At 70.1% G+C, this 12,891-nt stretch carries 9 protein-coding genes; 1 reads left to right on the top strand and 8 read right to left on the bottom strand.

From position 1 onward, the window contains the following. Positions 1-4: 4 nt before the first annotated feature. From JN22_RS10110 to edd, 8 genes are all read right to left on the bottom strand, one after another. Complete coding sequence (locus JN22_RS10110) at positions 5-1,180, bottom strand: acetyl-CoA C-acetyltransferase (protein ID WP_085553816.1); 1,176 nt, start codon at positions 1,178-1,180, stop codon at positions 5-7. A 79-nt stretch (positions 1,181-1,259) separates the two neighbouring features. Next, positions 1,260-2,627: a TIGR00366 family protein gene (locus tag JN22_RS10105; RefSeq protein ID WP_085553815.1), complete on the bottom strand. Its 1,368-nt coding sequence runs from the start codon at positions 2,625-2,627 to the stop codon at positions 1,260-1,262. Positions 2,628-2,782: 155 nt separating this feature from the next. Next, positions 2,783-3,439: a 3-oxoacid CoA-transferase subunit B gene (locus JN22_RS10100; protein WP_085553814.1), complete on the bottom strand. Its 657-nt coding sequence runs from the start codon at positions 3,437-3,439 to the stop codon at positions 2,783-2,785. Further along, positions 3,432-4,094, bottom strand: a complete 663-nt coding sequence (locus JN22_RS10095) for a CoA transferase subunit A (protein WP_085553813.1) — start codon at positions 4,092-4,094, stop codon at positions 3,432-3,434. The genes JN22_RS10100 and JN22_RS10095 overlap by 8 nt, the downstream gene beginning before the upstream one ends. A gap of 534 nt (positions 4,095-4,628) precedes the next feature. Beyond that, a complete protein-coding gene (gene atoC, locus JN22_RS10090; protein ID WP_085553812.1) occupies positions 4,629-6,035 on the bottom strand; it encodes an acetoacetate metabolism transcriptional regulator AtoC in 1,407 nt (468 codons plus the stop codon). Beyond that, complete coding sequence (gene atoS, locus JN22_RS10085; RefSeq protein ID WP_085553811.1) at positions 6,032-7,912, bottom strand: two-component system sensor histidine kinase AtoS; 1,881 nt, start codon at positions 7,910-7,912, stop codon at positions 6,032-6,034. Before atoS ends, atoC begins: the two co-directional genes overlap by 4 nt. A gap of 114 nt (positions 7,913-8,026) precedes the next feature. Beyond that, entirely contained in the window at positions 8,027-9,721 is a 1,695-nt protein-coding gene (locus JN22_RS10080; protein ID WP_085553810.1) for a methyl-accepting chemotaxis protein, read from the bottom strand. 207 nt (positions 9,722-9,928) lie between these two features. Beyond that, positions 9,929-11,785 (bottom strand): phosphogluconate dehydratase, encoded by a 1,857-nt coding sequence (edd, locus tag JN22_RS10075; RefSeq protein WP_085553809.1) that lies wholly within the window; start codon positions 11,783-11,785, stop codon positions 9,929-9,931. Between the two features lie 184 nt (positions 11,786-11,969). Here edd and JN22_RS10070 point away from each other — a divergent pair, with 184 nt between their 5' ends. Further along, complete coding sequence (locus JN22_RS10070) at positions 11,970-12,869, top strand: SIS domain-containing protein (protein WP_085553808.1); 900 nt, start codon at positions 11,970-11,972, stop codon at positions 12,867-12,869. The last annotated feature ends 22 nt before the right edge of the window (positions 12,870-12,891 follow it).

Raw genomic sequence — 12,891 nt, 5'->3', positions numbered from 1 at the left:
GCCGTCACAGGCGCTCGACGCACAGCGCGACGCCCATGCCGCCGCCGATGCAGAGCGTGGCGAGCCCCTTCTTCGCATCGCGGCGGCGCAGTGCGAACAGCAGCGTGGTCAGCACGCGGGCACCAGAAGCGCCGATGGGGTGGCCGAGCGCGATGGCGCCGCCGTTGACGTTCACCTTGGCGGCGTCCCAGCCCAGATCCCGGTTGACCGCCAGCGCCTGGGCCGCGAAGGCCTCGTTCGCCTCGACCAGATCGAGATCGCCGACATCCCAGCCGGCCTTTCTCAACGCCAGACGCGAGGCCGGGATCGGGCCGGTGCCCATGATGGCCGGGTCGACGCCGGCGGTCGCCCAGGAGGCGATGCGGGCGAGCGGCGTGACTCCGCGCCGGGCGGCGTTCTCCGCGGTCATCAGCACCAGCGCGGCGGCACCGTCGTTGATGCCCGACGCGTTGCCGGCGGTCACCGTGCCGTCCTTGGCGAAGGCCGGGCGCAGCTTGGCCAGCGACTCCGCCGTCGTGCCGTGCTTCGGGTACTCGTCGGCGTCGACGGTGAGGTCGCCCTTGCGGCCCTTCACCAGGACCGGAACGATCTCGTCCTTGAACAGGCCGGCCTTCTGGGCCGCCTCGGCTTTCTGCTGCGAGGCCGCGGCGAAAGCGTCCTGCTCCTCGCGGGAGAGTTGCCACTGGCGGGCGATGTTCTCGGCGGTGGTGCCCATGTGGTAGCCATGGAAGGCCTCCCACAGACCGTCCCTGATCATGCTGTCGACCATCTCCGCCGGGCCCATCTTGGTGCCGTTGCGCAGATGCATGAGATGGGGCGACAGGCTCATGCTCTCCTGGCCGCCGACGACCATCACCTCGGCGTCGCCGCTCTTGATCGCCTGATAGCCGAGCGCCACCGCGCGCAATCCCGAGCCGCAGACCTGGTTGATGCCGAAGGCGGTCTTCTCGACCGGAACGCCGGCGGCGACGGCGGCCTGGCGGGCCGGGTTCTGCCCCTGGCCGGCGGTCAGCACCTGGCCGAGGATCACCTCGTCGACCTCCGCCGCGTCAGTCGCGGCGCGGGCGAGCGCCTCGCGGATGACGGCAGCGCCCAGCAGATGGGCCGGAACCGCGCCGAGCGCGCCGTTGAAGCTGCCGATGGGGGTGCGCGCGGCGCCGGCGATGACGATGTCAGTCATGTGTCCCTCCGTTTGGATGGTCTCGGAGACAACACAAGGACCGGTTCGCCCGGTCCCCGTGCCTTGTTCGGTTGAAGCGTCAGAAGTAGAGCCCGATCACGAAGATCGGCATGGTGATGATGAGCGCGGTCACGCAGTAGCCCATGATGTCCCGCACCCCGAGCCCGGCGATGGCGAGCGCCGGCAGCGCCCAGAAGGGTTGCGCCATGTTCATCCACGCCTCGCCGTAGGCGATCGCCATCGCCGCCTTGCCGAGATCGACGCCGAGCGCCTGGGCGGCCGGCATGATGAAGGGACCCTGCACCACCCAATGGCCGCCGCCCGACGGCACCGCGAAGTTGATCAGGCCCGAGGAGAAGAAGGCGAGCACCGGGAAGCTGTCCTTGGTGGCGATCTCGACGAACCAGTTGGTGATCAGCCCGCCCAGCCCGGAATGCTCCATCATGATCTGGATGCCGGCGTAGAAGGGGAACTGGATCAGCACGCCCGCCGTGCCGCGCGCCGCGTTGGTGATGGCGCGGGCGTAGGCCATCGGCGTCTTGTGCAGGATGATGCCGGCGATCAGCATCATCAGGTTGACGGTGTTGATCGTGAGGTTGAAGCCGTTCTTCTGGAAATAGAGGAACAGGTAGACCAGACCGAAGGCGGCGACGACCAGCGACAGGATGCGGCTTTCCTCGAAGCGCTCAGCCGGGCTGGCGTCGGGGCCGAGCGTGCGCTGGACGCTCTCCTCCGGCTTCAGCAGCTTGGGATCGATGGCGACGACGTCCTTGGCGGCCGGGTGCATCATCCGGCAGATCAGCGGCAGCACCAGGATCAGGGCCAGCGTGATGCCGATGTTGTAGGTGGTGAAGAGGGTGTCGGAGATTGGGATGATGCCGACCGTCTTCTCCATCGGGTTGCCCTTGGTCGCCGCGACCAGCGGCACCGAGCCGGACAGGCCGCCGTGCCACGTCATAAAGCCGATGTAGGCGGACGCGATCAGCAGCCGGTAGTCGGCGGCCGGGATGCGGCGGGCGACCTGCCGGGCGAACATCGCGCCCACCACCAGCCCGAAGCCCCAGTTGATGGTGCAGGCGATGGCCGAGGAGAAGGCCACCAGCATGACGCCCTGGGTCGGCGTCCTGGCGATGGAAGACAGGCGCTCCATCAGCTTGAACACCGGCTCGGAGCTGGCCAGCGCGTGGCCGGTGACCAGAACCAGCGCCATCTGCATGGCGAAGGCCAGCAGGTTCCAGAAGCCGTCGCCCCACATGCGGACCATGTCGAGCGGCGTGGAGGGGGTCAGCGCGACGCCGAGCACGAAGGTCAGGATGGTCAACAGGATGGCGAAGACCAGCGGGTCGGGCAGATAGCGGCTGACCAGCCCGGTCAGCCCGCGCGAGAGGATGGGGATCGGGTTGAAGCGGCTGCCGGTGTCGGCGCCGTCCTGGGAGGTGATGGACATGCGGTGTCTCCCGCTTGGCGTTGGGCCGCTTGAAAAGCCCTTCTCCCCTTGCGGGAGAAGGGTTGGGGTGAGGGGTATCCGCCGAAGGCGGAAGGGAAGATTTGCGCCCCCTCACCCCAACCCCTCTCCCTCAGGGAGAGGGGCTTACAGCGGCATCAGGCGTCGATGGGCATGGCGGGGACCGTGGCGGGCACGATCAGCTCGCAGCCGGTGGCGGCCAGCACCTGGGCGACGCTGACGCCGGGCGCCGTCTCCTTCAGGAGCAGGCCGGACTCGGTCGGCTCCAGCACCGCGAGGTCGGTGACGACCAGATCGACGCGACGGACCGAGGTCAGCGGCAGGGTGCAGCGCTTGACGATCTTGGATTCGCCCTTGGCGCTGTGCTGCATGGCGACGATGACGCGCTTGGCGCCCGACACCAGATCCATGGCGCCGCCCATGCCGGGCACCATCTTGCCGGGCACCATCCAGTTGGCGAGCCGGCCCTCCTCGTCGACCTGGAGGCCGCCGAGCACGGTGACGTCGAGATGGCCGCCGCGGATCAATCCGAAGGACACCGCGCTGTCGAAGGAGGCCGCGCCGGGCACGGCACCGATCGGGCTGCCGCCGGCGTCGCTCAGGTCCGCGTTCTCCAGCCCCTCCTCGGGCACCGGCTCCATGCCGATGATGCCGTTCTCCGACTGGAAGAAGACGTTGGTCCCGGCCGGCAGATAGCGGGCCACCAGGGTCGGCAGGCCGATGCCGAGGTTGACCAGACGGGCGTCGCGCAGTTCCAGCGCGACGCGCTTGGCGATCAGGGTCTTTTCATCCATGGCGCGCCTCCTTGGCGACGAGGACGTCGACCAGCACGTTCGGGGTGACGACGTGGTCCGGCGGGATCATGCCGACCGGGACGATGTCCTCGGCCTCGACGATCACGGTCTCGGCGGCCATCGCCATCAGCGGGTTGAAGTTGCGCGCGGTCAGGGCGTATTCGAGATTTCCGTAATAGTCGGCGCGCTTGGCGAGGATCAGCGCGAAATCCGCCTTCAGCGGGGTCTCCAGCAGGAAGGTCTTGCCGTCCAGCTCGATGGTGCGCTTGCCGTCGGCGACGACGGTGCCGACGCCGGTCGGGGTCAGGATGCCGCCGAGGCCGAAGCCGCCGGCGCGCACGCGCTCGGCCAGCGTGCCCTGCGGCACCAGCTCCACCTCGGTCTCGCCGGCGATCATCTGGCGCTGGGTCTCGGGGTTGGTGCCGATGTGGCTGGCGATCACGCGGGCGACGTGGCGCCCGGCGACCAGCTTGCCGATGCCCACGGCCGGGCGGGCGGTGTCGTTGGCGATCACGGTCAGGCCGCGCTTGTTCTGGCGGATCAGCTCGTCGATCAGGCGCGGCGGGGTGCCGACGCCCATGAAGCCTCCGATCATCAGAACCGCGCCGTCGGGTATCGCCGCGACGGCGTCTTCAAGCTTTCGCACTTTACTCATGGCGTCCCCCTCAGTCGTTTGAAGCACACGAGAGAGCATCCGGCGGAAAATCGGGACGTCGGGGGACGTTCCGGGACCACCGGCACTGTGGCGGACAGGGATCGTGTCGGTCGGCTGCTTGATCTTGGCCCGTGATCGGGTCGTTCAGTCGGTCGAAAGCCCGGATACTGGACTCCGGTTTACGCGGTCCGTTGCACGCACTTATAGAAAAGCAAGCCGCGTGCCAACCGAAGATGGCCTTGCCGGGATGTTCCAAGGGCGGAAAACCGCCCAAAACAACGCTTTCGGTCGAAGGCACGCAAGGGCCGGACCGCCGACGGTGCGCAGAGCGTTGCGCGCTGCGCAGGGTTTTGCGCAGCGCGCGCTTGCCCGACACCGTCATGCCCGGACTCGGTCCAGGCATCCACAACCGCAATCTTTGGAAAATGGACGGAACATGGATGGCCGGGTCAAGCCCGGCCATGAAGATGTTTGAATACGAAGCGATCGTTGAAGAGCGGCCCCCTTCACCGGCTGTTCCGCTCGACCGGCCGTTCAGGCGATGCCGTATTCCTGGAGCTTGTAGAGCAGCGACCGGCGGCTGATCCCCAGCTCCTGCGCGGTGCGCATGCGGTTGCCGCCGTTGCGCAGCAGGGCCTCGCCGATCGCCCGCGCCTCGTACTGGCTGATCATCACGCGCAGGGGCAGGCCGCTTCCCGGTGCGATGTCCACCGCCGCATCGGCCGGCACCGGCTCCTCCGCATCCTCCGGCTCGGCGGGACGGCAGGCGATCTGTTCGGGAAGATCCTCCGGGAAGATCAGGCGGCCGGTGCACATCACCACCGCCCGCTCGACGGCGTTGGACAGTTCGCGGATGTTGCCGGGCCAGGAATGGCGAAGCAGGCAGTCCATCGCCCGGTCGTCGAAGCCGGTGACGTCGATCTGGTTCTCGGCGGCGAAGCGCTGGAGGAAATGGCCCGACAGCAGCCGGACATCCTCCGGCCGCTCGCGCAGCGGGATGGTGCGCAGCGTCACCACGTTCAGGCGGAAATACAGATCCTGGCGGAACTGGCCCTGGCGGACCATCTCCTCCAGGTTCCGGTTGGTCGCCACCACGACGCGGACGTCGGACCGCACCGGCTCCGTCCCACCGACCCGCTCGAACTCGCGCTCCTGCAACACGCGCAGCAGCTTGACCTGGAGGCTGGGCGAGATGTCGCCGATCTCGTCGAGGAACAGGGTTCCGTGCTCGGCCTGCTCGAAGCGGCCGCGGCGCCGCGCCACGGCGCCGGTGAAGGCGCCCTTCTCGTGGCCGAAGAACTCGCTTTCCAGCAGCCCCTCGGGCACGGCGGCGCAGTTGACCTTCACGAAGGGACCGCCGCTGCGCGGGCTGTTGTAGTGGACGGCGGCGGCCACCAGCTCCTTGCCGGTGCCGCTCTCGCCGGTCACCAGCACGGTGGCGTTGCTCTTGGCCACCTTGGCGACGGACTGGAGCAGCTCCATCATGCGCGGATTGTTGGTCAGGATGCGGTCGGTGCGGTAGCTGGCCGTCAGCGCCCGGTGCAGCACGGCGATGTCGTCGCGCAGGCCGCGCACCTGGAGCGCGCGGCCGACCAGCAGCAGCACCTCGGCGATGTCGAAGGGCTTGATGATGTAGTCGAAGGCGCCCTCCTTGATCGCCTGCACCGCCGTCTCGACCTGGGCGAAGGCGGTCATCAGGATGACGGCGGCGGCGCGGTCGATCTTGCGCATGGCGGCGAGCGCCTGGAGCCCGGTCATCCGCGGCATGCGGATGTCCATCAGCACCACCGCCGGGCGGCTGGCCTCGAAGGCGGCGACCGCCTCGACCCCGTCGGCGGCGGTGGTCACCGCGAAGCCCTCCTTGCTCAGCACCGCCGACAGCATCTGGCGGATGCCTTCGTCGTCGTCGACGACCAGGGCCAGGGGAGAGGGGTTGCTCATGAGGGGGCCGGCGCGTTGTGACGGAAGGGAAGCCGCAGGGTGGCGGTGGTCCCCGCCCCCGGCGTGCTGGTCAGGACGATCGTACCATGGTGGGCGTCGACAATGCGGTGGACCATCGCCAACCCCAGCCCGGTGCCGCTCGGCTTGGTGGAATAGAAGGGGTCGAAGATCTTTTCCAAATCCTCCGGCGGGATGCCGACGCCGTCGTCGGTCACGGTGACGACGGCATCGCCGTCACCGGGGCCGGAGCCGTCACCCGCCCGGGTGGCGATGCGGATGGTTCCGGACTCCGGAATCGCCTGGATGGCGTTGATGACCAGATTGAGGATCACCTGCTTCAGCGCCTCGCCGTCCGCCTCGACCGGCGGCAGGGTCGGATCGGGTTCCAGGATCACCTGGGCGTTGGACTTGCGGCCGATCAGCAGCGTGACCTCGCGAATCAGCTCGTTCAGCCCGACCGGGCGGATGAAGGGCGGGCGGGAGCGGCCGAACTCCAGCAGCTCGGTGATGATGCGGTTGAGGCTGTCGACCTGCCGCACGATCAGGGGCGCGTAGGTCCGCCACTCGGCGATGTCGTCGCAGGTCTCCAGGAACTGCATGAAGCCGCGGATCGAGGTCAGCGGGTTGCGGATCTCGTGGGCGACGCCGGCCATCAGCTCGCCCAGGGCCGCCAGCCGGTCGGCCCGCATGATCTGCTTGTTCAGCCGACGCTGCTCGGTCAGGTCCTTCAGCACCGCCACCGCGCCGATCGGCGTGCCGCGGCTGTCGCGCAGCAGGCTGCTGCTGACGCTGACATGCAGGACCTGGGCCGGCAGCGGCCAGTCGACGAGCACGGCCAGATGCTCGCGCCCGGTCTCCAGCGTGTCGAGCAGGGGGCTGGCGAAGGCCGCTCCCTCCTTGAACAGCGAGGCGTAGGGACGGCCGATCACCTCCGCTCCCTTTCCCGCATCCTCCCCCGCCCCCGCCAGCCCGACCATGCGCCGGGCGGCCGGATTGATCGAGGTCACCCGGCCCTGGCCGTCGACGGCGATGACCCCGTCGGCGATGCTGTGCAGGATGTTCTCGGTGAGCGAGCGGGCGTCGCGCAGGGCCCTGGCCATGGCGTTGACGGCGACGGCGATCTCGCCGATCTCGCCGGAGGGCGGAGCGATCCGGTGGCCCAGGTCGGCCCGCATGCGCTCCAGCCCGTCGGTGACGCCCTTGACGTCGCGCGACAGGCGGTTGGACATCAGATGGATCAGGAGCAGCCCGAACAGGGCGCCGAGCACGCTCACCGCCAGGATGGCGCGGTCCATCGCCGCCGACTGGCGGTCGATCACGTCGGCCAGCTCGTTGGCCCAGGCGTAGCCGATCACCACCCCGTCGCGGCGGATCGGCCACATGGCGTTCATGATCTGCCCGCGCACCTGCGGCCCGGTCTCCACCGCCGGCTCTCCGGTCGCCATGACGCGCCGTCCGGGATGGTCCGGCGCGATGGGCAGGCCGACCTTGTCGGCATACTCCCGGCTGGGTCCATAGGTGACGATGGCGTCGGCCGCCCTGCTGTAGAAACCGACCCCGACGCCGGGGTTGGCGGCGGCGACCCCGTCGGTGAAACGCGCCAGCGCCGCGTTCAGCCCGGCGATCACCGTGGCGCGGTCCGATGCGCCCCGCTCGGCCAGTAGCGGGTCGAATCCGCCCTCCAGATGGCTGTCGAGGATGCGGGCCAGACCGAACAGCCGCTCCTGCTTCTCCAGCAGCAGGGCCTGATGCCCCTCGCGCTCCAGCAGATAGCCGGCGGTGGCGATGGGGACCGAGATCACCGCCAGCGCGATGAGCAGCAGCTTGCCCCGCAGGGTGCCGGGCCGGTACTGGCGGAGCGGTTCGGGAAGCCTCATCGCGCTGCTCTCTTCTGCCGGTGTCCGGAATAGCCCCTGGACCGCCCCTCAGGATGCTGAAGACATCGCCGACCGGCCGCCACCGGGCAAGGGATTAACGCGGTGCCCGCTCCCTCAACGCGGTGCCCGCACCTGGACGATGAAGGTCCGGGCGGCGGCGGTGACGTCATGCATGCGCTCCTGCATGGAGCCCAGCTCGCGGCACAGCTCCTCGGCGCCGGCGCCAGCCTCGCGGGCGGCGGTCGCCGCCGAGGCGACGTTGCCCTCCAGACGGTGGACGCCGTCGGCGGCGGCCACGGCGGCGCGGCCGATCTCGGCGGTGGCGGCACTCTGCTCCTCGACGGCGGCGGCCACGGCCGAGCCGATGGCTTGAAGCTCGCGCACCACCCCGGCGATGCGGTTGATGTCGCCCGCCGCCAGCCCGGTCGCGGACTGGATCGCCGCCACCTGGGCGGCGATGTCCTCGGTGGCACGCGCCGTCTGGCTGGCGAGCTGCTTCACCTCGCTCGCCACCACCGCGAAGCCCTTCCCCGCCTCCCCCGCCCGCGCCGCCTCGATGGTGGCGTTGAGCGCCAGCAGGTTGGTCTGCCCGGCGATGCCGGCGATCAGATGGACGACGTCGCCGATGCGCTCGGCGCTGTCGACCAGCCCGGCGACCTTGCCGACCGCCTCGCCGGCGTGGGCCGCGGCCTGTTCGGCGACGCGCGAGGAATCGTCGATGCGGTCGGCGATCTCGCGGATCGAGCCGCCGAGCTGCTCGACGGCGGCCGACACCGCCTGCACGTTGGCCGACACGGTCTGCGCCACCTCGGCCGAGGCGCCGCTGCGGTCCATGTTGTGGTGGGCGCCGTCCAGCATCAGGCGGGCCGTCGCCTGTAGGCGGTCGGCCGTGCCCGACGCCTCCGACAGGGCACCGTCGATGCTGCCCTCGAAGCGCACCGCCACCGCGTCGAGCGCGCCGCGCCGCTGCTCGGCCGCCCGCGCCTCCAGTGTGGCGCTTTCGGCCTCCAGCCGCTTCTGGTCCTCGCGACGCTGCTTGAAGAGGCGGACGGCGCGGGCCATGTCGCCGATCTCGTCGCGGCGCTGCTGCTCCGGCACCTCGCAGGCCAGATCATCCTCGGCCAGACGCAGCATGACGGCGCGGAGGCGCGCCAGCGGCCCGGTGACGCCGCGCGCGACCAGCCAGCCGAGCAGAAGCGAGACCGCCCCCACCCCGGCGACGATCAGCCCGAACACCGTCATCATGCCGGCGAAGTCGGACCGCAGGTCGTCGACATAGACGCCAGTGCCGATCACCCAGTCCCATGGCTTGAAATGGACGGAGTAGCTGAGCTTCTCGTAGGTCGGGCCCTGAGGGTCGTTGGCCCTCGGCCATTCGTAATGCACGAACTCCGGAACCGGGGCCAGGGCCCCACGCACCGCCTCGCGGATGACGTAGACGCCGTTGCGGTCGCGGATCTCGCGCCCGCTCTGGCCGACCAGCTTGGCGTTGGCGTGGACGACGCCGACGATGTCGGAGGTCCAGACCCAGAGATACTCGCCGTTGTTGTAGCGGATCGCCCCGATGGCGGCGCGGGCGCGCTCCTTGGCCTCCGCCTCGTCGAGCGTCCCGTCCGTCGCCAGCCTGTGGTACCTGGCGGCGATGCTGCCGGCGCTTTCGGCGATGAAGCGGACGCTGTTCATGCGCTGCTCGACCAGCGCCCGGTTGATGAAGGAACCCCCGACCGCCGCCACCAGCCCGGCCGCGACGACCGACAGAAGCGCCAGAAACCAAATCCGCCACTTCAGGCGAAGACCAGGACCGTGCATGACCGCACCTCACGCGAAAGCCGCCGGACTTCGCGCCCGGACATTGATTCCTCCGCGGATTGCAAAAGACACGCCAGGGGTCCCGCCCGTCACGAAACCGCCACAAAAACAGGGGGCGGAAGGCCCGCCGGGCGGCCTGGGTCGGTCCATGGCGCGCAGGATTCTGCGCAGTGCGCAAAATCCTGCGCAGGGCGGGCCGGGCGGCGGTCAGCCCTGCCGGTAGGGGAACTGGAGGACCGAGGCGCCGACCTCGGCCCCGCTGACGGCGTTGCGGAACAGGCCGAACAGCTCACGGCCGCAGCCATGCTCGGAATCCTCGCTGGCCGGCGGCGGGGCGCCGCGGCTGTCCCACTCCTCCGCCTCGACCAGCGCCTCCAGCCGGCCGGTCTCGGCGTCGAGCCGCACGAGGTCGCCGTCGCGCAGCCGGCCGAGCGGCCCGCCCGCCTTCACCTCCGGCGTCACATGGATCGCCGCCGGGACCTTGCCCGAGGCGCCCGACATGCGGCCGTCGGTGACCAGCGCCACCTTGAAGCCCTTGTCCTGAAGCACGCCAAGGGGCGGGGTCAGCTTGTGCAGCTCCGGCATGCCGTTGGCGCCCGGCCCCTGGTAGCGCACCACCACCACCACGTCGCGGTCAAGCTCGCCGGCGCGGAAGGCCGCCTGCACCGCCTCCTGGGTGTCGAAGACGCGGGCCGGCGCCTCGATGACGCGGTGCTCCGGCTTGACCGCCGACACCTTGATGACGCCGCGCCCGAGGTTGCCGTCGAGCACGCGCAGGCCGCCCTCGGCCGCGAAGGGGGAGGCAACGGTGGCGACCACGCTCGCGTCGCCGCTCTTGTCCGTCGGCGAGCGGCGCCACGCCAGCCCGCCCTCGCCGGCCAGTTCCGGCATCGCCCGGTAGGGCTCCAGCCCGCCGTCGCCCCAGACGGTCGGAAGGTCGGCGTGCAGCAGCCCGGCGTCGAGCAACTGGCCGATGACGAAGGGCATGCCGCCGGCCTGATGGAAGCGGTTCACATCGGCCGAGCCGTTCGGGTAGACGCGGGCGAGCAGCGGCACCACCGCCGACAGGTCGGCGAAATCCTGCCACGTCAACTGGATGCCGGCCGCCGCCGCGATGGCCGGGATGTGCAGCGTGTGGTTGGTCGAGCCGCCGGTCGCCAGCAACCCGACGATGCCGTTGACCATCGCGCGCTCGTCGACGATGCGGCCGATGGGGGTGCCGCCGCCCTCCGCGCCGCCCTTCTGGGCCGTCATCGCCACCACACGGCGGGCCGCCGCGTCGGTCAGCGCCTCGCGCAGCGGCGTGTTGGGGTTGACGAAGCTGGCGCCCGGCAGATGCAGGCCCATGATCTCCATCAGCATCTGGTTGGTGTTGGCGGTGCCGTAGAAGGTGCAGGTGCCGGGGGAATGGTAGGATTGGGCCTCGGCCTCCAGCAGCTCGTCGCGGCCGATCTTGCCCTGGGCGTAGAGCTGGCGCGCCTTGGCCTTGTCGGCGTTGGACAGGCCCGACGGCATCGGGCCGGCGGGCACGAAGATCGTCGGCAGATGGCCGAAGGTGAGCGCGCCGATCATCAGGCCGGGCACGATCTTGTCGCAGATGCCGAGGCACAGCACGCCGTCGAAGGTGGCGTGCGACAGGGCGACGCCGGTCGCCAGCGCGATGACGTCGCGGCTGAACAGCGACAGCTCCATCCCCTCGTAGCCCTGGGTGACGCCGTCGCACATGGCCGGCACGCCGCCCGCCACCTGGGCGACGCCGCCCGCCGCCCGCACCGACTCCTTGATGAAGGCCGGGTAACGCTCGTAGGGCTGGTGGGCGGAGAGCATGTCGTTGTAGGCGGTGACGATGCCGATCGACGGCACCACGTCGCCGCGCAGCCCCTCCTTGTCACCGGCCGGGCAGGCGGCGAAGGCGTGGGCGAGGTTGGCGCAGCCCAGCTTCTGCCGGCGCGGCCTGGCGCTCGCCTTGTCGAGACGGGAGAGGTAGGCGGCGCGGCTGTCCCGGCTGCGTTCGGCGATGCGATCGGTGACGCGGGCGATGATGGCGTTCAGAGACTGGCTCATGATGGCGACTCAACCGCTGGAGGGGCGCGATGGTTTCCGGATCCAACCATACGCTTGGCGCTCCGGGCTGAAAAGAAAAAATTTTTCATTTTGCCGGCCTCCCGCTGCCCGACATCGGGCTTGCGCGGTCGAGGCGATGACCGCGCCCCTCGCGCAAGGCGAAAATCTTCGCCATAATCCGGCCATGCCGCGCCCCATCGACATCCTGGACGACATCCGCCGCCTGCAACCCGGCCTGAAGAAATCGGAGGCGCGGGTCGCCGCCCTGGTGCTGGCCGATCCCCGCAAGGTGTTGGAACAGAACGTCACCTCCCTTGCCCATGGCGCCGACGTCAGCGAAGCCACGGTCGTTCGCTTTTGCCGCAGCGTCGGCTGCGCCGGCTTCCCCGACTTCAAGCTTCGGCTGGCCGAATGCCAGGCGCGCGGCGGCACCCCCTATGTCAGCCAGGACGTCGCCCCCGGCGACGGTGTCGGCACGCTCGCAAGAAAAATTTTTTCATCGAGCGCCGCCGCCCTGACCGCCGCCGCCGCCGCGCTCGACGAGACGGCGCTCGGCGCCGCCATCGCCCTGCTGGCCGGCGCCCCGCGCGTGCTGTGCGTCGGGGCCGGCGCCTCGGGTGCGCTGGCGCAGGACGCCGCCCACAAGCTGCTGCGCTTCGGCGCCGACGCGCAGGCCTGCCCCGATCCGATGCTGGCCCACATGCTGCTGCTCAATCTGGGCGAGCGCGGGGTGCTGCTCGCCATCTCCAACACCGGGCGCAGCGGTGTCGTCAACGATCTGGCCATGGCGGCGCGGGCACAGGGCACGGCGGTGGTGGCGATCACCGCCCCCGGCTCGCCCCTCGCCCGCATCGCCAGCGTCGCCATCGCCAGCCAGCCGGTCGAGGACACGGAGATGTACACGCCGATGGCCTCGCGCCTCGTGCATCTGGCGCTGATCGACGTGCTGTCCACCGGGGTCGCCCTGCGGCTCGGCGATCCGGCCGTCCGTCACCTCGCCAGGATCAAGGCGGCGATCAACGCCAGCCGCTCCCCCGACGCCCCATCCGAATCCCCGCTGCCGCAACCGTCATCCGACCATTGACCAACGGGGTGGCCCCGCCCAC

This window comes from Azospirillum agricola (genome assembly GCF_020005195.1).
Classification (GTDB): Bacteria; Pseudomonadota; Alphaproteobacteria; order Azospirillales; family Azospirillaceae; genus Azospirillum; species Azospirillum agricola.
Note: the sequence above shows the minus strand (reverse complement) of the source record. Positions and strands in the feature narration are given on the sequence as shown.